Origin of the sequence: Ruegeria sediminis (assembly GCF_005938215.1) — a bacterium.
In the GTDB taxonomy this organism is placed as follows: Bacteria; Pseudomonadota; Alphaproteobacteria; order Rhodobacterales; family Rhodobacteraceae; genus Ruegeria; species Ruegeria sediminis.
In genome coordinates this window covers 657,139-682,551 of record NZ_VCPD01000002.1, presented here as the reverse complement: position 1 = coordinate 682,551, position 25,413 = coordinate 657,139, and the positions used below count along the sequence as shown (strand labels likewise).

At 62.9% G+C, this 25,413-nt stretch carries 22 protein-coding genes; 15 read left to right on the top strand and 7 right to left on the bottom strand.

Features of this window, described 5'->3' with window-relative positions:
* Positions 1–144: 144 nt before the first annotated feature.
* The 3 genes from FGK63_RS07880 (at position 145) to FGK63_RS07870 (ending at position 3,120) form a co-directional block, all read left to right on the top strand.
* The gene (locus tag FGK63_RS07880) at positions 145–1,146 is read left to right on the top strand and encodes an ester cyclase (RefSeq protein ID WP_138841060.1); all 1,002 of its coding nucleotides are present in this window, start codon (positions 145–147) and stop codon (positions 1,144–1,146) included.
* A complete protein-coding gene (locus tag FGK63_RS07875; RefSeq protein ID WP_138841059.1) occupies positions 1,143–2,030 on the top strand; it encodes an amidohydrolase family protein in 888 nt (295 codons plus the stop codon). The genes FGK63_RS07880 and FGK63_RS07875 overlap by 4 nt, the downstream gene beginning before the upstream one ends.
* Positions 2,031–2,160: 130 nt before the next feature.
* Positions 2,161–3,120 carry an asparaginase gene (locus tag FGK63_RS07870; protein WP_138841058.1) on the top strand — a complete coding sequence of 320 codons (960 nt, stop codon included), beginning with the start codon at positions 2,161–2,163 and terminating at the stop codon, positions 3,118–3,120.
* A 22-nt stretch (positions 3,121–3,142) separates the two neighbouring features.
* On the opposite strand, the gene speB is transcribed toward FGK63_RS07870, so the two are convergent.
* Together speB and FGK63_RS07860 are read right to left on the bottom strand one after the other, a co-directional pair.
* Positions 3,143–4,132 carry an agmatinase gene (speB, locus tag FGK63_RS07865; protein WP_246043974.1) on the bottom strand — a complete coding sequence of 330 codons (990 nt, stop codon included), beginning with the start codon at positions 4,130–4,132 and terminating at the stop codon, positions 3,143–3,145.
* Between the two features lie 84 nt (positions 4,133–4,216).
* A complete protein-coding gene (locus FGK63_RS07860; protein ID WP_138841057.1) occupies positions 4,217–5,110 on the bottom strand; it encodes a LysR family transcriptional regulator in 894 nt (297 codons plus the stop codon).
* A gap of 164 nt (positions 5,111–5,274) precedes the next feature.
* Between FGK63_RS07860 and FGK63_RS07855 the strand changes: the two genes are divergently transcribed.
* Positions 5,275–6,672 carry an NAD(P)/FAD-dependent oxidoreductase gene (locus FGK63_RS07855; RefSeq protein WP_138841056.1) on the top strand — a complete coding sequence of 466 codons (1,398 nt, stop codon included), beginning with the start codon at positions 5,275–5,277 and terminating at the stop codon, positions 6,670–6,672.
* An 8-nt stretch (positions 6,673–6,680) separates the two neighbouring features.
* On the opposite strand, the gene FGK63_RS07850 is transcribed toward FGK63_RS07855, so the two are convergent.
* Positions 6,681–7,247, bottom strand: coding sequence for a cupin domain-containing protein (locus tag FGK63_RS07850; RefSeq protein WP_138841055.1), 567 nt, complete (start codon positions 7,245–7,247; stop codon positions 6,681–6,683).
* Positions 7,248–7,400: 153 nt separating this feature from the next.
* Between FGK63_RS07850 and FGK63_RS07845 the strand changes: the two genes are divergently transcribed.
* Complete coding sequence (locus FGK63_RS07845) at positions 7,401–8,678, top strand: 4-aminobutyrate--2-oxoglutarate transaminase (protein ID WP_138841054.1); 1,278 nt, start codon at positions 7,401–7,403, stop codon at positions 8,676–8,678.
* Between the two features lie 204 nt (positions 8,679–8,882).
* Positions 8,883–10,448, top strand: a complete 1,566-nt coding sequence (locus FGK63_RS07840) for a phospholipase D family protein (protein WP_138841053.1) — start codon at positions 8,883–8,885, stop codon at positions 10,446–10,448.
* A 37-nt stretch (positions 10,449–10,485) separates the two neighbouring features.
* On the opposite strand, the gene FGK63_RS07835 is transcribed toward FGK63_RS07840, so the two are convergent.
* Entirely contained in the window at positions 10,486–12,042 is a 1,557-nt protein-coding gene (locus FGK63_RS07835; RefSeq protein WP_138841052.1) for a bifunctional aminoglycoside phosphotransferase/ATP-binding protein, read from the bottom strand.
* A gap of 239 nt (positions 12,043–12,281) precedes the next feature.
* Here FGK63_RS07835 and FGK63_RS07830 point away from each other — a divergent pair, with 239 nt between their 5' ends.
* The 6 genes from FGK63_RS07830 to FGK63_RS07805 all read left to right on the top strand — a co-directional run bounded on the left by FGK63_RS07830 (position 12,282) and on the right by FGK63_RS07805 (position 20,781).
* Entirely contained in the window at positions 12,282–12,989 is a 708-nt protein-coding gene (locus FGK63_RS07830) for an ABC transporter ATP-binding protein (protein ID WP_246043973.1), read from the top strand.
* 7 nt (positions 12,990–12,996) lie between these two features.
* Positions 12,997–15,360, top strand: coding sequence for an ABC transporter permease (locus tag FGK63_RS07825; RefSeq protein ID WP_138841050.1), 2,364 nt, complete (start codon positions 12,997–12,999; stop codon positions 15,358–15,360).
* Positions 15,357–16,604: an efflux RND transporter periplasmic adaptor subunit gene (locus tag FGK63_RS07820; protein ID WP_138841049.1), complete on the top strand. Its 1,248-nt coding sequence runs from the start codon at positions 15,357–15,359 to the stop codon at positions 16,602–16,604. The genes FGK63_RS07825 and FGK63_RS07820 overlap by 4 nt, the downstream gene beginning before the upstream one ends.
* A gap of 229 nt (positions 16,605–16,833) precedes the next feature.
* On the top strand, positions 16,834–17,817 hold the full coding sequence (locus tag FGK63_RS07815) for a glycosyltransferase family 2 protein (protein ID WP_138841048.1): 984 nt from the start codon (positions 16,834–16,836) through the stop codon (positions 17,815–17,817).
* A gap of 4 nt (positions 17,818–17,821) precedes the next feature.
* A complete protein-coding gene (locus FGK63_RS07810) occupies positions 17,822–18,784 on the top strand; it encodes a hypothetical protein (protein WP_138841047.1) in 963 nt (320 codons plus the stop codon).
* Positions 18,781–20,781: a hypothetical protein gene (locus tag FGK63_RS07805; RefSeq protein ID WP_138841046.1), complete on the top strand. Its 2,001-nt coding sequence runs from the start codon at positions 18,781–18,783 to the stop codon at positions 20,779–20,781. The genes FGK63_RS07810 and FGK63_RS07805 overlap by 4 nt, the downstream gene beginning before the upstream one ends.
* A gap of 5 nt (positions 20,782–20,786) precedes the next feature.
* Here the strand turns inward: FGK63_RS07805 and FGK63_RS07800 are convergent, their stop codons facing one another.
* Positions 20,787–21,722 (bottom strand): glycosyltransferase family 2 protein, encoded by a 936-nt coding sequence (locus FGK63_RS07800; RefSeq protein ID WP_138841045.1) that lies wholly within the window; start codon positions 21,720–21,722, stop codon positions 20,787–20,789.
* A 5-nt stretch (positions 21,723–21,727) separates the two neighbouring features.
* Complete coding sequence (locus FGK63_RS21160) at positions 21,728–22,003, bottom strand: hypothetical protein (RefSeq protein ID WP_342777321.1); 276 nt, start codon at positions 22,001–22,003, stop codon at positions 21,728–21,730.
* Between FGK63_RS21160 and FGK63_RS07795 the strand changes: the two genes are divergently transcribed.
* Positions 21,950–22,387: an FkbM family methyltransferase gene (locus FGK63_RS07795; RefSeq protein WP_342777320.1), complete on the top strand. Its 438-nt coding sequence runs from the start codon at positions 21,950–21,952 to the stop codon at positions 22,385–22,387. The two genes, FGK63_RS21160 and FGK63_RS07795, sit on opposite strands and share 54 nt — an antisense overlap.
* Positions 22,388–22,418: 31 nt before the next feature.
* Here FGK63_RS07795 and FGK63_RS07790 read toward each other — a convergent pair whose 3' ends face one another.
* A complete protein-coding gene (locus tag FGK63_RS07790) occupies positions 22,419–23,105 on the bottom strand; it encodes an FkbM family methyltransferase (protein ID WP_138841043.1) in 687 nt (228 codons plus the stop codon).
* 268 nt (positions 23,106–23,373) lie between these two features.
* Between FGK63_RS07790 and FGK63_RS07785 the strand changes: the two genes are divergently transcribed.
* Positions 23,374–24,369 carry a glycosyltransferase family 2 protein gene (locus FGK63_RS07785; protein ID WP_138841042.1) on the top strand — a complete coding sequence of 332 codons (996 nt, stop codon included), beginning with the start codon at positions 23,374–23,376 and terminating at the stop codon, positions 24,367–24,369.
* The gene (locus tag FGK63_RS07780; protein WP_138841041.1) at positions 24,369–25,292 is read left to right on the top strand and encodes a hypothetical protein; all 924 of its coding nucleotides are present in this window, start codon (positions 24,369–24,371) and stop codon (positions 25,290–25,292) included. Before FGK63_RS07785 ends, FGK63_RS07780 begins: the two co-directional genes overlap by 1 nt.
* Positions 25,293–25,413: the final 121 nt, after the last annotated feature.

The window sequence follows — 25,413 nt, the reverse complement described above, 5'->3', positions numbered from 1 at the left end:
CAAGCGTATGCAATATTGTCGGTGGCGGCCGATTCACTTCTGCGGTGATGCGATGCGCGTTGGCGGTCCCGGATGCGCACATTCGGACAATGTGGCGGCGGATCCGAAGGCATTGAAAAACAGATACTTGCAGGCAAAGAGGCGATGACAAGTTTCCAGACAGAAAAGCAGATCGTCCGGGCCTTTTATCAGGATCTCGACGCCGCGGATGAGCAGGCGATCCCAGGTGTCTTGGCGAGCCATTGCGCCGATGATCTGCTGTGGCGCGGCTATCATCCCTTTGACGAGATCAGGGGCCCCGCAGAGGTCGGGCAACGGTTCTGGCAGCCGTTGCGCAACGGTCTGACGCGCCTGCAGCGGCGGATGGACATCTTTATGGCCGGGCGCAACATGTTCGAAGAGGACGCCACCTGGGTTTGCTCGATGGGGCATCTGATGGGCCTGTTCGACCGCCCGTGGCTGAACATCCGGCCGACCGGCAAGATGGCTTTTCTGCGTTATTGCGCCTTTCACCGGGTCGCCGATGGCCGGATCGCGGAAACCGCGATGTTCTTCGACATTCCGCACTTGATGATGCAGGCCGGGTTGCAGCCATTTCCGCCACAGACCGCCGCGCATCTGGTGCAGCCGGGGCCGATGACCCATGGCGGGCTGATGTTCGATGCGCAGCCTGCGGAAGAAGGCGAACGCACGCTGGCCCTGATCAACGCCATGATCTCGGATCTTGGCCAATGGAAAAGCGGCTTGCCGCTGGAGGAAGAACTGGCCCGAACCTGGGCCGACGACATGATCTGGTGGGGTCCGGCGGGGATCGGGGCGACCTACACGATCGAACGCTACGCCAGGCAGCATTCCCGCCCGTTCCGGGCGTCCTTCGCCGACCGGTCCGGCACCGGCCATGTCTGCCGGATGGCCGAGGGGCGTTTCGGCGGCTTCTTCGGCTGGCCCAACTTTACCGCCGCGCCCACGGGCGGCTTCATGGGCATGCCCGCAACCGGCAAGGCCGGGGAGTTCAGGGTGATCGACATCTACCGGCGCGAAGGCGACAAGCTGGCCGAGAACTGGGTGTTCATCGATTTGCTGCATTTCTGGCAGCAGCAGGGCGTGGACATCCTGGCCCGAACCACTGAGATCGGAAGCCCATGAGAGTCGACGCGCATCATCACCTCTGGGATTTGGACGCGGTAAGGTATCCGTGGCTGATGGAGCGCGGTGCGGTCAGGTTCTTCGGCGATCCGACCCCGATCCAGCGCAACTACCTGATCGACGAATTCCGTAGCGCCGCCGAAGCCTGCGGCATCGGCGGCTCGGTCCACATCCAGGTCGGCGCCGAGGATGGCTGGGCGGAGGCGCAGTGGGTGCAATCCGTCGCCGACGCCAATCCCGATTGGCCGCTGGCGCAGGTGGCGTTCTGCGACCTGACCGCGGACGACCTCGAGGCGCAACTGGGCCGATACCAAAGCCTGCCCAGCCTGCGCGGCGTCCGCCAGATCATCGGCCGCGCCCCGGGCGAGGATGCGCGGACCGGGACCAATGCCCTGCTGGACGACCCGAGATTCCTGCGCGGGTTGAAGGTATTGGCGGATCGGCAGCTGTCTTTCGACCTGCAACTGCTTCCCGAACTGATGGCAAAGACGGCTTCGGTTCTGGCGCATTCGCCGGAAACGCGCGTCGCGCTGTGCCATGCGGGCTCTCCGCATGACCGCAGCCCGGCGGGGTTGCGCAATTGGGCGGGCGAACTGGGACGCCTTGCCCGGTTGCCCAATGTGGTCTGCAAACTGTCGGGGTTGGGCATGTTCGAGCACAACTGGACTCGCGACAGCATCGCTCCGATCGTCGAGACCTGCCTGGACGCGTTCGGGGCGAACCGGTGCATGTTCGGATCGAACTTCCCGGTGGACAGCCTGTACTCGGACTACGCTGCGATCGTGCGCGCGCAGGAAAGCCTGGTTCCCGCCGAGCACCACGAGCGTGTGTTCAGTGCGAACGCGGCGAAATTCTATCGGATGCACCCGACTTCCGGGTCGTAATTCGCCGCAACCCTTGCGGCGTGCCGTGCGCGGTGGCAGACGCAGTTTGTGGTCGCGGAAGGAGGGCAAATCCGACCTTTCCCGACGGGCAGGGTTGTTCTGGACCTCGATCAAGGGAAGGGCAAGAAAATTGGCGGTACTCCTGATCCATACGGGCGGCACGATCGGCATGGTTGCCGCCGAGGACGGTTTCGTGCCTTCGGAAGGCGTCGTAGAGGGCTTTGCCCACAACCGCGCAGGCCGGATCGACGGTCTGGATCAGCTCGACATCGTGGTTTTGAAACCGCTGATCGACAGCGCCAACGCAACGCCGGCCGATTGGAACCGTATCGCCAGAATCATATTCGAGTCCCATGCGCAATATGACGGGTTCGTCGTCACGCACGGGACCGATACGATGGCGTTCACCGCCGCCGCGCTTTGCTTTGCGCTTGGGGGGCTGTCCAAACCGGTGATCCTGACCGGCGCGATGCTGCCGTTGACCGTCGAAGGCAACGATGGCGAGCGCAACCTGACGGACGCGTTCGCCGCCGCGACGACCGCACCCGCGGGGGTCTGGGTTCAGTTCGCCGGGAGGCTGCTGCACGGCGCGCGTGTTCGCAAATCGCACTCGCGCGCTTTCGACGCCTTCGCGGCGGACCCCAGCGATATTAAGCCGTGTCAGCAGGCAAGCGCGCTGGGGCTGCATGAAGCGGGAACACATTCCATCGCGGTGCTGGCGGTCGCGCCGGGAGTGTCCGCCGGGGTGCTGGAATACGCAGCCGAAACCTGTGACGGATTCGTCCTGCGATGCTACGGCTCCGGTACGGTTCCGAACACGCCGGGTTTGCGCCGGGCGCTGGAGATTGCCGGGACACGGCGCATTCCGGTCGTCGCGGTCAGCCAATGCCCCGAAGGCGGTCTGGCGTTCGGAACCTACGCCTCGGCCGCGATCCTGCGGCGGCACGGCGTGATCGACGGGCGCGACATGACGGTCGAGGCGGCCTATGCCAAGCTGGCCTATGCGCTGGCCCGGCATGACGAGGCCGAGGCCCGGCGGGATTGGCTTGGCCGGTCGATCTGCGGTGAGATCGGCGCAGGGGACGCATAGCGGCGTGAACGGTGCCTGGGCGTCAGGTTTTCTGGGCCTTCGGCAGGACGCAAAGCATCTCGTACAGCAGATTGGCGCCGATCAGTGCCGTGTTGCCGCTGGGGTCATAAGGCGGCGAGACCTCGACCAGATCGGCGCCGACGATGTTCAGCCCCGCGCAGCCGCGCACGATTTCCAGGGCTTGAATGGTGGTCAGCCCCCCGATTTCGACGGTGCCGGTGCCGGGCGCGTAGGCCGGGTCGAGGCTGTCGATATCGTAGGTCAGATAGACCGGCGCATCGCCGATCTTGCCGCGGATCTCGTCCATCAATGGCGCCAGGGATTTGTGCCAGCAGGCCTCGGCGGGGATCACGGTAAAGCCCTTTTGGCGGCCCCAGTCGAAATCGTCCGGCGCGTAGCCGGTGCCGCGAAGGCCGATCTGGAAGACCTTGTCGTTGATCAGCAAACCGTCCTCGACGGCGCGACGGAAGGGGGTGCCGTGTGCGATCTTCTCGCCGAACATTTCGTCATTGGTGTCGGCGTGGGCATCGACATGGATCAGCGCCACCGGGCCGTGTTTTTCAGCGATGGCGCGCAGCACCGGGTAGGTCAGCGTGTGGTCGCCGCCGAGCGTGAGAGGCACGGCGTCATGGGACAGGATGCCCCTGTAGGCCGCGGTGATGATGTCGATGGTCTTTTTCAGGTCGAACGTGTTGATCGCGACGTCTCCGATGTCCGCGACCTGCATCCTGGCAAAGGGCGCCGCGCCCGTGGCCATGTTGAACGGACGCAACATGCAGCTTTCGGCCCGGATCGCGCGCGGTCCGTGGCGGGTGCCGGCGCGGTTCGAGGTGCCGATGTCCATCGGGATGCCGACGAAACACGCGTCCAGCCCCTGGGCGGATTTCTGGGCCGGCAGGCGCATCATCGTGGCGTCGCCGCCGAAGCGCGGCATCGCGTTGCCGCCAAGCGGTTGGTTGAACTGGCTTCCTGACTTGTCGCGCATCAGAGACCCTTTGTATGGAAAACGCATGAACTGTCCCGGCGACGCTACTGCACGGCATTCGCGTTCGTAAATATCGCCGTCTCAACAGGATCATTTGTCTGGGCAAATGTATCAGCGGGAATGCCGCCGGTGCAGCGCGTCGCGGAAAAAGGCGATGACCTTCGGCTTTGGCCCTGACCGGGTGACCATCTGCATCCGGCTGGTGAAATCGTCGCTGGTCACGGGCAGGCGGCGCAGCCGGCCGGCGGCCGCGAACATGGCGGCATGGTGTGTGGGCAAAAGCCCAAGGCAGCTGCCGCTGAGAACGAGAACGATCTGCGCCTCGATGCAATGCACGATCCGGTCGGCATCGACCTGCATGAAGGACTTCTGTCGCTGGCGGCTCCAATATCCCCGGTGCGCCCAAGGGTGCGCGTAGGCGGCTTCCTGCGTGATTTCCTCGTCCGCCAGATCGAAGAGCGGATGCCCCTTGCCGCAATAGAGCGCGTGCTGCTCGTCGTAGAGGTCTTCGTAGTCAAGACCGCTGATCCTGTTGTCAAAACCGCCGATGCCGAGGTGATAATCGCCATCGACGACCCCAGTCAGGATATTTTGGGGCTGATCGACGCTCAGTTCCAGCCGGACCGATGGTGCGCTCGCGGCCAGATCGCCGATCGCATCGGGCAGTTTCAGGTGCGGGTCGGTGGCGATGCAGTCGACCATCGCCACTTTCAGCCGGCCAGCCAGAGATCCCTTGATCGCGGCCAGCTTGCCCGAATGCGCATCGAGCGTTTCCAGCAGATCCAGGCCAATTTCATGCACCATGCGGCCCTCGTCGGTCAGCAGGAAGCCGCGCCGCCCGCGCTGGCACAGCTTGACGCCCAGCCGTTCTTCGAGCGCGGTGATGTGGTTGGAGATCGTCGGCTGGCTGAGCCCCAATTCCGCCTGCGCGGCGGAAAACCCGTTGTTGCGCACGACGCTGTCGAAAACGGTCAATAGGTGAATGTCGGTGCCCGAGATTTTCATGAATGTATTGAAAACGCCAAATGTATCATATTGCAATGCGCTATTTCATGGTGGCAGGTTTTCCCTAGCATGGTCGTGCAGGCGGATGGCCCTGCCCACCGGCCTGACACCGAGTGCCCGAACCCGCAAACGCAGACTTGAACCGACCAGACGAAGCCGAACCGATGTCCGACCTAAACAAGACCGCATTGCGGGATGTGACCCTGTTCCCATTCTGGCTGGACGGCAACGGCGAGGTGCCGGCGATCGAGCCGCAGCTGATCGGCCGCACCGACGCTGATCTGCTGATCGTCGGCGGCGGCTTTACCGGCCTCTGGGCGGCGATACAGGCGAAGGAGGACGACCCCGGCCGCGACGTGGTGCTGATCGAGGCCGAAAAGGTCGCCTATGGCGCCTCGGGCCGGCCCGGCGGCATCGTTTCGACGTCGGTGATGCATGGGCTGCACAATGCGGCGCGCGTCTTCCCGGACGATCTGGAGCGGTTGGAACAGCTTGGCCACGCCAACATGAAGGGTTTCCTTGATACGCTGGACCGTCATCGCATCGACTGCGACGCCGAATGGAACGGCGAATTGACCGTCGCGGTCAGTGAAGATCACATCGAGGTGGTTCGCGAAGAGTATGAATTGCACAAGGCCCACGGCCACGAGGTCGAGTTGCTCGATCGCATGGCAACCCGGGCGCAGCTGGACTCGCCGCTGTTTCACGGCGCGCTGTGGTCCAAGCGGAACAGCGGCACGGTGCATCCGGCGAAACTGGCCTGGGGGCTGAAGCGGGCGGCATTGTCGCTGGGCGTACGGCTTTACGAGCAATGCCCGATGAAACGCATCGAGGACCGGGGCAATCACCTGCGTGTCGTCACCCGGGACGGCGAAGTGTACACGCCGAAGGTGTTGCTCTGCACGAACGCCTTTGCGGCCGGGCACAAGAAGATCCGCAGCCGCGTCGCCATGGTGCGCGACCGCGTCCTGATGACCCAGCCCCTGAGCGACGAGCAGATGGCCCGGATCGGATGGGCCAACCGGCAGGGCGTCTATGACACGCGCACCCAGCTCAATTACATGCGGCTGACCAGGGACAACCGGATCCTGTATGGCGGGCGGCTCGGTTATTTCATGCACAGCCCGCGCGACCCCGAGCTTGACCGAACCACCGAACCCTACGAAAGCCTTGCGGCGGCCTTTTTCCGTACCTTTCCGCAGCTTGACGATCTGCGGTTCAGCCACGCCTGGAGCGGACCGATCGCGCTGACCACCCGAATGGCGGTGCATTTCCAGACCTATTTCGGCGGCAAGGCGGTCTATGCCGGCGGCTATTCGGGCTTTGGCATTTCCACCAGCCGGTTCGGCGCCGAGTTCGGCCTGGCCAAGCTGCTGGGCAGCGACCGGCCCGAACTGGAGATGGAATTTGCCCGCACCATGCCGAACTGGATTCCGCCCGAACCGTTCCGCCATATCGGCGCAAGGATCACCATGCACGCGATGGATACCGCCGACCGGAAGGGCGGCTGGCGCAACCTGTGGCTCAAATTCGTCACGCGGATGGGCTTTCCGTTGGGGTAGGCGTCCGGTCAGAAGGTCGGCGGCGTGCAGGCGCTGACGATCACGCATTTCTCGGGGCCGACCTGGCGGAACCGGTGCGGCGTGCGGCTGTCGAAGTAATAGGCGTCGCCGGGGCCCAGGATCTTGCGCTGATCGCCGACCGTGACCTCGATGCGGCCCGAGACCACGATGCCGCCTTCCTCGGCTTCGTGCCCGTACATCACGCGGCCGGTGTCGGCGTTCAGTTCGTAGGTTTCCAGCAGGATCATCATCGCGCGCCCGAACAGGTTGGTGCCAACCTGTTTCAGGGACACGCCGCCCTTGCCGATCTCGGGCAGATCCTCGGCCGCGTAGAACACGGTTTTCTCCGGTTCCGGCTCGAATGCGAAGAACTCGGACAGGCTGACGGGAATGCCGTCCAGAATGCGCCGCAAGGCGCCGACCGACGGGTTGGTCTTGCCGGCTTCGATCAGCGAGATCGCCGAATTCGTGACATTCGCGCGCTTTGCCAGCGCGCGCTGGGACAGGCCGGCTTTTTCGCGCAGGGCGCGCAGCCGCAATCCCAGATCAAGGTCTTCGTCGAAACTGTTCGGCATGTTGAGTATCCGCAACGAATTCGTTTCGCCAAGCGATAAATCAACATGTTGCGGCAATCAAGAAACAGGCTGTCAAGCGGTGCCTCGACGAATTACTGTGCGCAAGCCAAAGAAACGGGGCCTCAAGGCCCGCCTTCCGCGAAAGGGAACGTCATGTCCAACGCACAGATTGCAGAACGCCGCGAGGCCGCCATTTCCCGGGGTGTCGGGATGCAGACACAGATCTATGTGGAGCGCGCGCAGAACGCCGAGGTCTGGGACGTGGAAGGCCGTCGCTACATCGATTTCGCGGCCGGGATCGCGGTGGTCAACACCGGCCATTGCCACCCGAAGGTGATGGAGGCGGTGCAGAAGCAGATGGGAAATTTCACCCACACCTGCCACCAGGTGCTGCCCTATGAAAACTACATCCGGCTGGCCGAGCGGCTGAACGACAAGGTGCCGGGCAATTTCGAGAAGAAGACGGTCTTTGTCACCACCGGCGCCGAAGCGGTCGAGAACGCGGTGAAGATCGCCCGGATCGCGACCGGACGCCCGGCGGTGATCGCCTTTGGTGGTGCCTTTCATGGCCGCACCTTCATGGGGATGAGCCTGACTGGCAAGGTCGCGCCCTACAAGAAGGGCTTTGGCGCCATGATGCCGGATGTCTACCACGTGCCGTTCCCGGTCGATTTGCACGGAACCTCGACCGAAGACGCGCTGGGCGCGCTCGACAAGCTGTTCAAGGCCGATCTGGACCCCGCGCGGGTCGCGGCGATCATCGTCGAACCGGTGCAGGGCGAGGGCGGCTTTTACCCGGCCCCGGCGAAACTGATGCGCGGCCTCCGCGCGCTGTGTGACCAGCACGGCATCGTGATGATCGCGGACGAGGTGCAGACCGGATTTGCCCGCACCGGCCACCTGTTCGCGATGGAAGGCTATGACGTCGCCGCCGATATCACCACCATGGCCAAGGGGCTGGCCGGTGGCCTGCCGCTGGCCGCCGTCACAGGCCGCGCCGATCTGATGGACGCCGCCGAACCCGGCGGTCTGGGCGGCACCTACGGCGGCAACCCGCTTGGCATCGCCGCCGCGCATGCGGTGCTGGACGTGATCGAGGAAGAAGACCTTTGCGCACGTGCAAACGAATTGGGCGCGCGTTTGAAACAACGCCTTGCGGCGATTTCGGAACGCACCCCGGAGTTGGTGGATATCCGCGGCCCCGGCTTCATGGTGGCGGCCGAGTTCAACACCGCCGACGGCAAGGCCCCGAACCCCGAGATGGCCAACGCGATCCGTGCCGAGGCGCTGAAGCGCGGCCTCGTCCTGCTGACCTGCGGCGTCTACGGCAACGTGATCCGGTTCCTGGCGCCGCTGACCGTGCCGGACGACATCTTCGCCGAGGCCATGGACATTCTCGAAGCGTCCGTGGACGCGGCGAAAAGCGCCTGACGCACAGGGCCGAAGGATCGCCGCGAACCTGGTGGCGATCTTTCGGCAACTTTCGTCCGCCGAAAGCGGGTGAAGCTCTTTGAGCAGGGCGACACTCCCGATACTGTCGTTGGCATGGAGGCTTGGGCCGCCGCGAAGGACGGCCGGAGTTGAAAACTCGCAGGGGGCTGTCGGTTGACGCTTGCCACAGGATCAGGAAGCGGGATGGTGGCGTCGCCTCTGGCGCGCCGGTTTCCCGGGAAGCTGGCGTTTGCGCTGATTTGGGCGGCGGCCTCGGCGCTGTCCGCCTGTTCCTTTGGTCCCACGACCTACACCAAGACAGTGACGCGGGCGGCGGCGGATACCGGCGGGACATTCCTCGCCCAGCGGGCCAGCACCCTGGGCGACCCGATGGACGGACGTTCCGGCGTCTACCTGGTGTCTGACGGGCCAGAGGCGCTGGCGCTTAGGCTTGTGTTGTCGGAACGGGCGGAACGCACGATCGACGCGCAATACTACCTGTTGCATGACGATGCCTCGGGCCATCTGTTCACCTGGCAGCTTTTGCAGGCGGCGGATCGCGGCGTACGGGTGCGCCTGCTGCTCGATGACATGGACGTCTCTGGCTACGACCGGATGACCGCGGCGCTTGACCGGCATCCCAACATCGACATCCGCCTGTTCAACCCGTTCCGACGCGGGTTCGGCAGGAACCTGGCCGCCGTTTTCGAGTTCGAGCGGGTCAACCGCAGGATGCACAACAAGTCGATGACCTTCGACAACGAGGTGACGCTCGTCGGGGGGCGCAATATCGGTGACGAGTATTTCGCGGCGCGCGAGGACAGCAATTACAACGATCTCGATGTCCTTGGCGTCGGCCCCATCGCCAAGGAGGTTTCGGCCTCGTTCGATGCTTATTGGAACAGCCCCTATGCCGTTCCCGCGAGCGTGGTGGTGGGCGACAAGAAACAGGACCTGACGCTTGCGGAGGCGCGGCAGGGCTTGTCCGAACTGGCCGCCGAAGCAAGGCGAAGCCCTTACGGGGAGGCGCTGAAGCATGGAATCCGCGAAAGCATCACCCACCGGCACCTTGGCCTGACCTGGGTGCCGGCACGGCTTTTGGCCGACCCGCCCGAGAAGGCGGCAGGCGACGCCGACGAACAGAGTTTCGTGGCCGCACAGATGCTTCCCTATCTGACGCGCGCCGAACAAGAACTGTATGTCTCATCCGCATATTTCGTGCCCAGGAAAAGGGGCGTTGAATTCCTGTCGCAGATGAGCGCGCGCGGGGTCGAGGTTTCGATCCTGACCAATTCTCTGGACTCCACCGACGTTGTGCCGGTCTACGGCCATTATGCCCTGTCTCGCGAGGATCTGCTGTCCGCCGGGGTGGAGTTGTGGGAGTTGCGCCCCGACAGTTCGCGCGAAGATCGAGAGCGCCTTGGTCTGGGGTTGTCCCAGTCCTCGCTGCACACGAAAGCCTTTGCCATCGACCGGAAGTATCTCTTTGTCGGGTCGTTCAACTGGGACCCGCGCTCGGTCAGGATCAACAACGAGATGGGCGTTCTGATCGAGTCGGAAGCCCTGGCCAACGAGGCGGTGCGGCGGTTCCAGGAAAATCTCGACAGGAACGCCTACCGGCTTCGCCTTGACGAGGATGGCGACATCGAATGGCTGGCACGGCGCGAGGACGGGGTGCTGCTGCTGTACCGGCGAGAGCCCATCGACTCGTCCTGGCGCGCGTTCATGAGCGGCGTCTATGCCATTCTGCCGATCGGAGGCCAGTTGTAAGTGGTTTGCTGCAAGCGCCGGTCGGCATCGACGGCGTTCAATCGGAACCGCTGCGGATTGCCGCCAATGCCAGCGCGGCGGTATCTTCGACCGAACCATCCGCCGGCACGCGGGTCCAGTCCCCGGCTTCGGCCCGAAGCGCCAGTTGTTTCTCCAGCACCCCGACATCGGCGTCCGATGCGTCCCCTGTGCGAGCGCTGATCCGGGCGCGCAAGGTTTTCGGGCCGCAGTCCATCCAGATCGGGCAGAACGGTACGCCCGCCCGTCGCGCCGCCAATCGCACTTGCTCGCGCTCGAACGGCGACAGGAAAGTGGCGTCGACGACAGCCGGGAAACCCTGTCTCAAGACACGCCCGGCGTCGCGCAGAAGCCGGGTATAAACCAGTTCCGTCGTTCCCGGCCCATACGCGTCTTCGGGCAGCCGGTCTTCGGGCGATACGCCGAACATGTGCTTTCGCGCTACGTCCGAACGCAGGACGACCGCGCCGATGCCCCGACCGATCTGCGGTGCGGCACGGCGCGCGATGGTCGATTTTCCCGAACCGGACAAGCCGCCGATGGCGATCAATCGCGGCTTTGCCTGGTCGCGAAGCGCCCTGATGGCGAAGGCGAGGCGTTCGCCGGCGCCGGGTTCGTGCGGGTCCGGTTCTTTGCGCGAGGCCGCGACAAGCGCCCGCACCGCCGCCCGCATGGAGATGAAAAGCGGCAGCAGCCCCAAGCCCGAATAGTCGCGCGTCGCGGAAAGATATCGGCAGAGAAAGGCGTTCGCCTGATCGCGCAATCCGCGCTCCAACATGTCCATCACGATGAAGGCGATGTCGTAGATGACGTCGGTCGAGGCCATTTCTTCGTTGAACTCCAGCGCATCGAACGGGGTGGGGCGGCCGTCGATCAGGCAGATGTTGCCCAGATGAAGGTCGCCGTGGCAGCGGCGCACATAGCCATGCCGCCTGCGGGCATTCAACTGCGCCGTGCGCTTGTCCAATTCCGATTGGGCCCGCGACCGCCAGTCTGTCAATGGGTCCTTCAGATCCGCAGCCGCCGGCGAAGTCTCGATGGCCTCGGAAATTTGCTCGATCGTCGCCTTGACCCGCGCAGCCCCGCCGAATTCTGGCGCGACGGGGGCGCCAAGGTGCATTTTCGCGACGGTATCGGCCAGCGCCTCGGCCAGTTGAACACCGAGTTCCCCGCGCTCGGCAAGGCGGTCGAATTCTCCGGCGCGGTCGAACCGGCGCATCCTGACCACCCAGTCCACAGGGTCACCTTGGCCGCCGAGCTGCAGCCTCCTCTCCCGGCGAACGATCGGCAGGACGTCACGGTAGATTTGGGCGGCAACCGTCTGGTTCACCTCGATTTCGCGCCGGCACGCGGCCTCGCGCCGATTCAGCGTGCTGAAGTCGAGGAAATTCGTCCGAATGGGGCGCTTGAGTTTGAACGCCTCGGTGTCCGTCAGGAAGATATGCGAGATATGCGTGTCGACGCGTTGAACCTGTTGCCCGTCATGCGTGGCGGGATCGGCCAGAAAGGCGATGACGGCCTGGTGTTCCGGGCTGTTCTCCGGGTTTTGGAGCGTTCCTGAGCCTTCGGTGTTCACGCCATGATCCTCTCGCGGGCCGCGTCCCAGACTAGCGCAGCAGCCTTTCGCGTTCCATTGCGCGAGATCAATGCGCCGGTCCTGGCTAATTTCTAGGCTGGTTGTCGTTCGGTGCCGGACCCATTCAGGGGGCGCTTCGCGTTTATCTCTTGCGCGCTGGCACAGCTTGTGGACGAGGGTGTGTAGCGGCGTCGACAAAGGCGCAAGCCCTTGATATGCATGGGGGAAGAGGTGCAGCGGTGACCCGGAACACTTTCACCACAAGGAACTTGCGCAAGGTCTATGGCGAAGGACCGGCGGCGGTTCACGCCCTGCGCGGCGTCGATCTGGAAATTCCCGAAGGAGAATTCGTGGTGCTGCTGGGTGCCTCGGGCAGCGGCAAGTCCACGCTTTTGAACATCCTGGGGGGGCTGGACCGGGGCAGCGAGGGCGTGGTCCATTTCCGCGACAAGGAACTGTCGGCGATGTCAGACACCGAGCTGACACGGTACAGGCGCGACCACGTCGGCTTTGTCTTTCAGTTCTACAACCTGATGCCCAGCCTGACCGCGCGCGAAAATGTCGAACTGGTGACCGAGATTGCGCGAAACCCGATGGATCCGGGCGAGGCGCTGGACCTTGTCGGCCTGGCCAATCGGGCCGACCATTTTCCGGCGCAACTGTCGGGCGGCGAGCAGCAGCGCGTCGCCATCGCCCGCGCCGTGGCCAAGCAGCCCGACGTGCTGTTCTGCGACGAGCCGACGGGCGCGCTTGACAGCACGACGGGCCGGGCCGTGCTGCATGTCCTGAAAGACGTGAACGAAAAGCTGGGCGCCACGGTCCTGATCGTCACTCATGCGGCGTCGCAGGCGGCGATGGCCGACCGCGTGATCCGGTTCGGGGATGGCGCGGTGATCGAGGTCACGGTCAACGAAACCAAGCTGACGCCCGAGGATATCGAATGGTAGGTTCCCGATGTCCCCGCTGACGAAAAAGCTTGGCCGCGATCTGTGGCGGATCAAGGGGCAGGCGATCGCGATCGCCCTGGTCATAGCCGTTGGCGTCCTGATGCAGGTCATGCAGACCGGTCTTGTCGCCAGCCTGGACGAAACCCGCCGCGCCTATTACGAGCGGTACCGCCTGGCCGAGATCTTTGCGCCGGTGGCGCGCACGCCTGAAAGGCTGGCGGCGGATCTGCGCCGGATACCCGGGGTTTCGGCGGTCGAAACCCGCATCGTCGGTCACGCTCTGTTGGATATGCCGGGGATCGACCTGCCATTGCAGGCTCAGGCCGTTTCCCTGCCGGACTTCCGCGAACCGCGCCTCAACAACGTCTATCTCACCGACGGGCGCATGTTCGAGGGCGACAGACCCGATGAGGTGGTGATCCTGGAGAGCTTCGCCAAGGCGCACGGGTTGAAGCCGGGTGACAGTCTGAACGTCACGATGAACGGCGCCCGGCGGACTTTCGGCATCGTCGGTTTCGCGATGTCGCCTGAGTTCCTGTATTCCACGGCCCCGGGCGAATTGGTGCCAGATGACGACCGGTTTGCCGTTCTATGGATGAGCCGCACCGCGCTGGAAGCGGCCTTCGACATGGACGGCGCGTTCAACGAGGCGCTTATCTCTCTGAGCCGGGGCACCGAACCTGCTGAGGTCATCTCGGCGGCCGACCGCCTGCTGGACCGTTTCGGGGGGCTCGGGGCCTACGGGCTCGAGGATCTGCAATCGGACAAGTTCATCGCCGAGGAAATCGATGGTTTGCGCCGGACAACGGCGACGGTTCCGCCGGTGTTCATGGCCGTGGCGGCCTTTCTTCTCTACATCGTCATTTCGCGCATGATGCAGGCCGAGCGCGAAGAGATCGGGCTGATGAAGGCGTTCGGCTATACCGACTGGGAAGTCGGCGCCCACTATCTGCAACTGATCCTTGCCATTGCCGTTTCCGGCGCGCTGTTTGGCGGGCTGATGGGCATTGCCGCGGGTCGGGCGCTGGTCGATGTCTACCTTCTTTACTACAAGTTCCCGTTCCTCGTTTTCCGGCTCGCTCCGTCCAGCTTCGTCATCGGCATCGGAGCGAGTGTCCTGGCGGCGTCGGCGGGCGGGCTTTTCGTGCTGCGCGGTGTGTTTGCCCTGACGCCAGCCGTGGCCATGCGGGCGGCCGCGCCGGCGGATTACAGCAAGTCCCTGAAGTTCGACGGGACGCTTTCGGGGTTCCTGGATCAGCCGACCCGGATGGTGCTGCGCCGCCTGACCCGGCAGCCTGTCCGCATGGGCGGCGCCATTGTCGGAATCGCGGCTGGCGTGGCGCTGTCGGCGGCGATGGCCGCGATCCTCGCGAGCTTCGATGAAATGATGGAACTGACCTTCGACGTGATCGACCGCAGCGACGTGACCGTAAGCTTCATTCATCCGATCGAAGCCCGAAGCCTGCACGATATCGAGACAATGACGGGCGTGATCGAGGTGGAGCCGGTGCGGATCGTTCCCGCGATTCTGAAAAACGGCCGCCATACCCATCGCGGCGCGATCAGCGGTCTGGTCGAGTTGCCGCGCCCGAACCGGGCGGTGGACGCGGATACGCGGGCCATACGCCTGCGGCAGGACGGCATCATCCTGTCGGCCAGTCTTGCCCGGCGGTTGGATATCGCCCCGGGCGACTGGCTGACGGTCGACGTGCGCGAGGGGCGGCGCCCCGAGGTGCGGTTGCCGGTGATCGCCGTGGCCGAAAGCCTGATGGGATCGCCCGCATACATGGAACTCTTGGCGCTGAACCGGGCCCTGAAAGAGCCTTTGCGCGTTTCGGGCGCCTATTTGCGCATCGATACCGCTCATGCCGGCGAGATCTACCGGGCGCTCAAGCACATGCCGATGGTGGCCGGGGTGGCGCCAAAGGGCGACAGCCGGGCAGCTTTTCAGGAAATCACGGACCGGGGCGCGGGCGCGACGCGCTACATCATGGCGCTGGTTGCCGGGATCATCACCTTTGGCGTGATCTACAATGCCGCCCGGGTGGCCCAGGCCGAACGGGCGCGCGACCTGGCCGGCCTGCGGGTGCTGGGTTTCACGCGCGGCGAGATCGCCTTTGTCCTGTTGGGCGAACTGGCGGTAGTTACGTTGTTGGCGCTGCCGCTGGGGGCGCTTGGCGGATACGGCCTGACCTTCGCGATCTCGGCGGGATTCAGCACGGATCTTTACCAGTTGCCCGCCAGCTTCGGATTCTCCACCTTCGGGCAGGCGATGGTCGTGGTGGTGGCGGCTGCGGTACTGTCGGGATGGGTGGTGAAACGGGATATCGACAGGTCGGACCTTGTTCTGGCCCTGAAAACTAGGGAGTGACCCACTTGGCACGCAAGAAGAATTCTCGCCTGCTTCTGACGACGATCGCAGTGGTACTCGTGGCCGGTGTCCTGACGGCGGCGTTCTGGCCCCGGTCCGTGCTGGTGGACATGGCCGATGTCCGGCAGGGCGAAATGATCGTGACGATCAACGAGGAAGGCCGCACGCGGGTCAAGGAACCCTATGTCGTCTCGTCGCCCGTGGCCGGCGAATTGCAGCGCGTGACGGTTCTGCCCGGTGAACGGGTCGTCGGCGGCGAAACCATCGTCGCCCGGATGCAACCCACCAATCCTTCGGCGCTGGACGTTCGGACACGCGAGCAGGCCCATGCGGCGGTCACCGCCGCCGAAGCCGCGTTGCGCGTGGCGCATGCGGATCTGAACGCTGCGCTGGCCAAGCACGACTTTGCCGAGAGCGATCTGGAAAGGGCGCAAAAGCTTGTCGACCGGGGTGTCGCCAGCAAGGTGGCGATGGAGCGCGCCGAACAGGCGGCCAAGGTCGCCAAGGCCAATCTCGACACGGTCAGGGCCGCCATCGCCATGCGCGAGGCAGAACTGGCCAATGCCCGCGCGCAACTGATCGGGTTCGACGACATGGCGCTGGCCGCGGCGCTGGCCGACAGCGAACGTCCTGCCTACAGCATCCCGCTGCGCGCGCCAATCGACGGAACGATCCTGAAGGTCAACCACAAGAGCGAAACGACCCTGCCGGCGGGCGAACCGATTCTGGAAATCGGGGATGTCGACGGCGATCTCGAAGTCATGGCCGAACTGCTGTCATCGGATGCGGTGCAGGTCACCGAAGGCGACCGCGTGGTCATCACCAATTGGGGCGGGCAGGGGGATCTGACCGGCACCGTCAGCCGGATCGACCCCTACGGATACACCAAGTACTCGGCCCTCGGCGTCGAGGAACAGCGGGTCGAGACCACGATACAGTTCGCCAACCCCGGCGAGGACCGGGGCGATCTGGGACATGGCTATCGGGTAGAGATCCGCATCGTCGTCTGGGAAAAGCCGGACGCGGTCGTCGTGCCCTCGGCCGCGCTGTTCCGGCAGGGGCAGGACTGGGCCGTGTTCGTTGTCGACGATGGCCGAGCCAAGCTGCGGAAGATCGATGTGGGCCGCAACAACGGCGTCGATGCCGAGGTTCTCGGAGGGCTGGAGACAGGGGATACAGTCGTCCTGTTCCCGTCCGCCAACCTGGTTGACGGAATGCGGATCGCCCGTCGGCAGCTGGATTGATTTCAGGCTTCCTGACAGGGTGGCATTGTTGCCCGTAGGCAAGGCACAAACGGCTACGGAACCGGATGCCCGAGGTTGCGGTTTACCGGGTGAAGCGCATGCAGTACCACTTGAATCGCTCCACTCCGAAAGGGCCGGCGCGATGGCTTCAACGCCTGCGAAGCAACGTCGCGAGCCTTGGTTCGGTTGTGTGCGAAGGGTTTGATGAGAATGCCGGGACAGCGTAAACGTGCCTGAAAACATTACTATTTTCACGACCATGAAGAACGAGGGGCCGTACATGCTCGAGTGGGTGGCGTTTCACCGGACACTCGGCGTCGAACACTTCGTGATTTTCACGAACAGTTGCGAGGACGGCACGGATGATATCGCGAAACGGCTGCAGGATCTGGGGCTGGCGACCCATGTCGTGAACGAGGTGGCAGAAGGCGGAAACCCGCAGCACCAGATGCTGCGGCGGGCCAGAAGGCAGCCAAAGGTGAAATCCGCCGATTGGCTTTTGTGCCTGGACGTGGACGAGTTCTGGAACATCCGTTGCGGTGACGGCACCTTTCCCGCCTTGATCTCGGAAGTGGAACGCCGTGCGGGCCGGCAGGTGGATGCCATTTCCTTTGCCTGGCGGCTGTTCGGCAGTTCGGGCAACATCGCATTCGAGGACAGGCCGGTCACCGAGGCGTTCACCATGGCGGATATCGACTTTCCCCATCATTCGGGGCGGGCGTCGGGCCTGAAGACCTTGTTCCGGAACAACGGCAAGTTCACCCGGTTCGGCCCTCACCGTCCGAAAGGCATGGAAGAGGGCAGGGAGGACGAAGTCGCCTGGTCTGATGCAGGCGGCAACCTGTTTCCCGCCGCTGACGTGGGCTGGCGGGCTTGGCGAAACTTCGATCATTCGCTGGGGCGGCTGCATCATTACTCGGTCCGGTCCCTTGATGGCTTCCTGGTCAAGCGGGACCGCGGCAGGACCAATCACATCCGTGTGGATCAGGGGCAGTCCTACTGGCGCGATATGAACGCCAACAAAACGCCCGATACGTCGATCCAGCCGATTGCCGAACGGGCGGCGCCCTTGCTGGCGGAACTGAAGGCCGATCCGGACCTGGCGCGCCTGCATCAAGACGCCTGCGACTGGCATCGCGCCAAGGTGGCCGAGATCAAGATGCGGTCCGACTGGGTTGCCTTCCGCAGCTGGCTGGCGGACAATCTGGTCTGAGGCCATGACAGAAGAACTATCGAAAAGCCAACTCAAGCCCGACCACCCGGACCGCACGACGGGGTACGAACGCATCCTGACCGACCCCGCGCCCCCCTGGTTCGTCGAGCTTTACCCGGGCGGCGACGGCAAGGGGTTCCTGCAGAAACTCGAGCGTCACGCGATCAGCTTCCATCACCGGTCCGAAGAACGCCTGGTCGTCAGCTTCGACAACATCGCCGTCGTGAACGACCTGTCATTCGCGCGCGAACCCTGGGGGTGGAAGTTCTTCCGGGACCGGAATTGGTCCCACCTGGGTGTATTCGCACGCACGAAGGCCTGGTTTCGGGACGAGGAAATCATCACCTATCTCGAAGGCAAGGCTCGTGAGGGTTTTTTTGACCGGTTTGGGCAAGTGGTGCTGACCGGCTCTTCGATGGGCGCTTTCGCGGCGCTGGCATTCGCACGGCTGGTTCCCGGCGCGACCGTGGTCGCCTTCAACCCGCAATCCACTCTGGACGAAAGGCTGGTACCCTGGGAAACGCGGTACCGCTATGGCCGCATCCAGAACTGGGATCTGCCCTATGGGGATTGTGCCGAGTCCCTGCCTTCGATTGGGCGGCTGTACTTGTTCTACGATCCCTTCTTCGACCTTGACCACAAGCACGCACAACGCCTGATGGGGCCAAACACCACGATCCTGAAAACCTGGTTCTCGAACCATTTCTCTGCGCCAATGCTGCGCAAGCTTGGTCTGCTGAAACCGCTGATGAACGGCGCGATGGATGGAACCCTGACCGAAGCGCAGTTCTATCAGATGTTCAGAGCCAGGCGCACGCTGCCGTGGTACATGCGTGGGTTGGAAGAACGGGGCGCCGAGACCCATGCGCAGCTTGTGCAGGCCGCGCGGCGCAAGTTCAAGACTCTGCGCCGCGAGAGCAGGCGGAACGCCGAACCTCAGGACGATGCGGACGGGCTCGACGCGTGACAGACGGGCGCGGCGTTTTCATCGGGCAGCGGCGGGACCGGCTGGGCGCGCGGTTGCTCATGTTGCTGACCTGCATCCGCTTGGGCGAGGATTTTGGAACCGGCTTCAGGGTGAACTGGTTTCCTCAGGGGGCCGATGCGCCCGAACTGGACAATCCCGAAGAACTGTTCGCACCGGACTGGATGGAGCAGCATTTCCTCTCGGAAAAGGACTTTGAGGACCTGAACCGGACGGCTGCGCCCATCTGGAGTTTTCAGAGCGACACGAGCCCGAACAGGCTGAACGCGCATCTGGCCTCGGGGCGTGCCGTCATCGTCGAGGAAGGTTTCGAGATACTGGCCTTTCCATGGGAGGACATCGAGGCCATCCGCCCGCGCTATCGCGCGTTCATGGACCGGATCGGCTTTGACCCCGCCATCAGGGCGATCATGGACCGTGCCGATCGGGTTCTGTCGGGGCAGGGTGTATCCGCCTATCACATCCGCAGAGGCGATATCCTGAACGGGTTGCCGTGGAAGCACACGACCTGGCCTGCGAAAGTCGAGCCGGAGGAGTATTACGAGCGGCATCTGGAAAAGGCTTCGGGCGCTCCGGCGATCATGTTTTCAGACCAGCCGGAGCTTCTGAAGCGGTTTCAGCGCGGCCATCCGCATCTGATGCAGATGTCCGACATCGCGGATCTGACCGGCATGACGCGGGCCCAGCGCGATTTCCTGGAACTCTACGCCATGTCGCGTGCCGATCAGATCATAGCCCCGATCATATCGGCGTTTTCCATGGCCGCAGCCCGCATCTCGGGGCGGCAGAGGCTGGTGTTTCGCGATGTGTTGACGGAACAGGAGATCGCGGAGGCCAATGAACGGGTGATCGGGCGCGTGCGACAGGGGCCTTCGGTCTTTCTGAACCCGTCCGAGGCCGCGCATATCTATTCCAAGGCGGCGCAGTACCTCAATGCGGGCGACCGCAGCAAGGAAGCCTATGACCTGGCTTGGCCGATCATCGAAGCCGGGGCGGACAACGCCTTTCTGCCGTTGTTGCAGGCGTTGAACTGTTTCTACCTGGGCAAGTGGGCCGAAGCGGAAAAGCTGGCGCGGGAGGGTTTGAACAACAAGCAACTTTGGCCCGAAGATCACGCGGCCTTGTGTGCCCTGCTGGGCGCCGTTCTGGGCGCGCGGGGGAAACGCTGGGGCGCGGGGCGGATGTTCACCCGCGCCTTTTGGGCGAAACCGATGCGGCCCGACGTCATCGTTCTGGGCTCGCGCATGCTGTACCGGAACCAGTTGCCCGAGCGCCTTTGCCCGCCGATCGACTGGGAACTTCAAAGGCACGTCCGGCAGCGCAGTTTCACGCCGTTCAGCAACCTGCATCTGGTGCAGTGGAAGGTGATCGTTCGACAGCCCTGCAATTTCGACATGATCCTGCTTGACTGGCACGAGCTTGCCCTGGATCAGAAAGCCCGGCGGTTGCTGGACAGCGGCGACCGCCTGGCGCAACTGAAAGAGGGCTTGGACCGTGTGGAAGCCATCGCCCCCGAGCATCCCAGCCGGCGCAGCCTGGCTGCCATGCTCGGATACCGTCTGGGAGAGGTATCCGCCGCTTGCGCGATAGACGAAAGCCGCGCCGTACTGGCGCTGTCGAATGAGAACCCCCTGTATCACAAGCGGTTGGCAGAATTGCTTGAGGCCGAAGGTGACCACCAGGCGGCGAGATTCGCGTATGGCGACGCCTTGGCCCTGTCCCCGGACAGCCCGTTTCTGATCTATTCATCCGGGCGCTTTCTGGAACGCATTGGCGCCAAGGATCAGGGAGAAAGCCAGATCCTGCAGGCGGCGGGCCTGGACAACGAGACAGCATCGATCCAGGGCGCGGCGGGCCAGATCCTCATGCGCCGTGGCGAGGATCACAAAGCCCGACGTTTCTTGGAGCGCGCCCGCGACCTTTGCCCGTCATACCAGCGGTTTGCCAACCAGTTGGACCGCATTTCTTCGCGGAGCTAGCGGTGTCACAGCCCTTCGGTGGCTAGCTGTCCGATATCGAATTGCATGGCATGCAAGACGCCCAGCCGCCGCGGATAGCGAAGCTCGCCGTCTGGATGCGTGTTTTGGCTCTCTTGCAACAATCGCGCGGCCGTGTTCAGCGCAGTCGTTTTTTCGGTCGCTTCGAGGGAATTGTATAGCTGTATCAAGCCCCGGCGGTGGCGCCGCTTGCGTGACCAGGCGGGAAGCCCGGCCCCGTCGGGAGTGGCGTCGCTGTCCGCCGCGCGCTCACTCCGCCTGATTTCGAGGATCTCGGGGTTCGCGTACTGCATGTGGCACAGAATGAGCTCCGGGGTCACGCGCCACGGGTTTCCGAAGACGCCGTGGCCGCCGACGCTCCACGATATCGGTTGGCGCGTGATGCAGGGTTTCGAGTAACGGGAACTGAACAACGCGGCCTGGCACTGAGGAAAAATTCCGGCAGATTGATTGTATGGTTGGCGTGGCGGCAGGATTTCGACGCCGACCGGCGAAATCGTGGCGAAGTCGCCAAGTTCGGTCAGTACGTCCTGCAACCTTCTGGTTGGGTCCGCGGCAAGAACGATTTCATCCACATCCGAGCATAGCACCGTATCGTGATGTCGAAGCATCATGGTTGAGATATCCGACAGGAAGCGCCACCGCTGCCGCTCGAGGTCTTCGGACATCGCCCCATTGCGGGGAACAGCCAGCAACTGACAGCCGGACGCGATTTCCTCGTGCCTTGGATCCTGGCCGTGACTGACAATGACAAGGTTGTTTCTTCCGAATTGTTCCGAGTAGTAGCGAACCCATTTCTCGAGAAACCAATAATCTTTCCACGCCATTGTGATCGCACAAATATTCATTCGAATATGCCCGTAGGTTCTGAGGTGATGGACATCGAAAAAAGGCCCCCGAACCTGTCCCGAGCCGAGGGTCAACTCGCTTAATTCATGGGTACTTCGATACGGAAGGGCTTTCGAAAAAGCAACGCCGCCAGTTGAGCCGAGATCGTTTGCATGCGCAGGCCAAAGGGCTGGTCTTTGGTATTCGCGCTCTGCTGCGGGAGGGCGACCTGGCGATTGACTGCGGCGCGAATGTCGCGAACCGGGGCGGATGTGGATGCGTACGAACCCGATCCCCTGGCATTCGAACAGCTGTCCGGGCAATGCGCAGGGCAAAAAGTGTCCGGCTCCACAATGTGGCCGTTGGCGCGCGCCAAGGGCAGGTGGATCTGATGAGATCGGTGTCCTTCGATCGGAACCCCTTGGCTCAGACGGTCAAAAGCACGGTCGTCTCCGGGAGTTCCGAGGTGGATGCCAACTCTGAAAACATGGTTTCGGTCCCGATCGTGCGCCTCGCCGCGATCATCGAAGAGCGGCTTGAGGAGCGCAATGACATCGCCCTTCTCAAACTGGACATCGAAGGCGCCGAACTTGAAGTGATGAACGATCTCATGGATCGGGATCTGTTGCGGCATGTCAGGCTGACCGTCGTGGAAACCCACGAGCGGCAGTTTCCCGAATTGCGGCGCGATTACCGCATGTTGCGCAGGCGGGTGGCGGCGGCGCAACTGGAGGATAGGGTGTTTCTTGACTGGATCTGAACGGTCCGGATGGGCCAATGCCGAGTTGCGCTCAGGCCTTGCCACCCGCAAACAGCTCGCGCCGGACGAACAGCGCGTCGCCCCAACCCAGACGTTTCATCTGGCACCAGGCCAGTTCAAATCCCAACGTCTTCAGAAATGGGACAAAATCACCAAGCGCCGTGTCGCCCTGATAGATTCCGCCGATGCTTGCCTCCATCCACAGGAATTGCATCCGACCGAGTGTCTTCATGCCCCCTTTGAGGACGTGAAGCTCGGCGCCTTGGGTATCGACAAAGAGGAGATCATACTCTGAAGTATCCACCTTTTGTTCGTCCAGGAGCGCATCGAGACTGCGGAGGGTCAGCTTGCGGGTCGTGTCGAAGGATATGCCGGACTTGATTTCCAGATGTGCGTCCGGAGCCAGAAAACTGGAGCTTTCTCCCGAATTCGACGCAACATGGAACTCGACCTCGCGACCGTCCTCGTCCCCGACCAGCGCCTTGACTGCCCGGTAGCCGGGATGCTGCGCGGCCCTTTTCGAAAGCATGGGAAAAGTTTCGTCCAACGGATCGATGAATACGCCGCGCGACACGCCGGAACGGGCAAGCTGGCGAATCTCGCGGCCGTTGTGCGCACCGACTTGGATCATGCCTTGCGGCAGGATCTTGAACTGGCTCTTCAGATATTCGACGGCGGGCAGTCCATTCGCGACCGGGGCTAGCTGGGATGTACTCATATGCAGTTTGACCTTGGACCAAGGGTTCCGTTCAACGCCCGGACCTGGTCCCGGCAGGCTTTGTTATCCGCTCTCGCAGGTTTGGATAAAGAGAATTCTTGGTTTCTGACGATTTTGACCTTCCGGCTTCGGAACCCGAAGGTATTTGGTTGCTTCGAGCAAAGCCTCTTTGCCTTTGATGGCGCGTGCCGTAAGGTTTCGGAAAACTCAAGGTGCGCGAAGGCGGGGCAGATCCTGAGTTCGCGAACGCATAACGGGCAGGAAGCACATGTCAGACGGAGAGCCGCTGTTCATCAGCGTGACCCCAATGAAAAACGAGGGTCCGTTCTTGCTGGAATGGGTGGCGCACAACTTGGCCATCGGCATCGACAAGATGGTCGTCATGACCAACGACTGCACTGACGGCACCGACACCTTGCTGGACAGGCTGGATGCGCGCGGAATTCTGACCCACGTGGACAACAATTCGGGCCGGCGGAGCAACCCCCAAAAACGCGCCTACAAGAAATTCATGAAAATGGGCGTGGCACGCGATCAGGACTGGGTGATCGTGATCGATGCAGACGAGCAGATCAACGTGAAGACCGGCGATCACACTCTGCGCGCCCTGACCGCGGCCATTCCCGACGCGCGGATGATTTCCATGACCTGGCGCCTGTTCGGCAATGCCGGCGTCGTCCGCTACGAGGACGGCTTTCTGTCTGAACGGTTCCAAATGGCGGCGCCCGAGCATTGTCCCCGCCCACCGCAGGCCTGGGGGCTGAAGACGATGTTCAAGGGCGGTCTGTGGGGTGTTCTGGGCGTTCACCGGCCAAAGCGCCCGCTTGTCGACGGCATGGACGAGTGTCATTGGTACAACGGGTCCGGGCAGCCGATGCCCGATCGTTATTTCACCGGAAGCTGGCGTTCTGCCAGGGACTCGGTCGGGTACGATCTTGTGCAGCTCAACCATTACGCGCTGAAGTCCTGCGAAAGCTATCTCGTCAAGAAAATGCGCGGACGTGCGCACCATCTTGGAGAAAGCCTGGGTCTGGAATACTGGAACATGATGAATCAGAACTCGGTCGAGGATCGCTCGATCGACGCCATCGCCCCGCGAAAGGCCGCCATGTACGAGGAACTGATGTCGGACGCCGAGACCGCACGTCTGCACAAGGCTTGCTGCGACTCGCACCGTGCGCAAATCGCGGAGTTGCGGGAGTTGCCCGAGATGGCGGACCTGCTAGCACGCATGATGGCGACCGGTCGGACGGAGAGCGTTTGATGGCGCGCTTCCATGTGGTTGATTTCGACGAACCAGGTGTAGTTGCAAAGGGCAAAGGCTCGCGCAACGTCATTCTGAGGCTGACGCGGACACTTGCAAAAATGGGTGTGCCGTCCAGCATCCTTTCGTGTTCGGACTTGCTGGATCAGGGAGCTGTACGAGACCCGAAAAGTTTCGTTCTTTTGCACTACAACGAGCTGTTTGTCGTTCAGAATGAAAAGGTCGACTGGCTGCGAGGGCGGGAACGAGAACTTGCCGACCTGGGGCACCACATTCTGCATTCGGTCGAACAGGGAAGAATTGTCGGTCACAAGATCCGCCAGAACCAAGTGTTGACGGAAGCGGGCGTACCCATGCCCAAGCTCATTCAGCTCAATGAAGAATTCGAAACTGTTTTTTCAAACGCCGTCAGCGATGCCCACGTTCCTGTGCAACTGATCGGGCCGGAAGAAGAAATTAACCCGGCCCGCTACAACACCGAATACATTGACTGTCGCCATGAATATGCGGGCGAACTCTGGCACGTATGCATACGCGCACAAGCCGTTGGTGGAAAGGTTCTCTTCGCTTGGGTGCGTGCCGGAACGGCGCCAAGTGTGCATACCCGCGATACTCCGGTCGATGCCGACCTGATACGATACTTCCATGACAAACTGATCACGCCTAACCAGGATCAGATCGCGGATATCGCCGCGGCGGTGAAGAGGGGTCTGGGGGTAGGACTGTTCGCGCATGACATTCTGCCCTGCGCCCGTACGGGTAAATTGTATCTGTGCGAAACGAACTTCAAATTCTATGACGGCAACCACCGTTTTCATATGGCGCCCATTCGGGAACAACACCCGGTTCCGTCCCTGTTTGACGGGCGCAAGGTGGGACGGCGGCTGGCCGCCGCGCTGATATCGGAATTGTCGTTGTGTTGATGGTCTTTCGCTTGCCGATTTCAGCATACGATGCAGCTGCAGCAATCTTGCCATGTTTGGTCAACCTCAAGGACCAAGACAAAAAAGCCGAAACGTGAACGAGGTCCCTGTATGCTTTGGC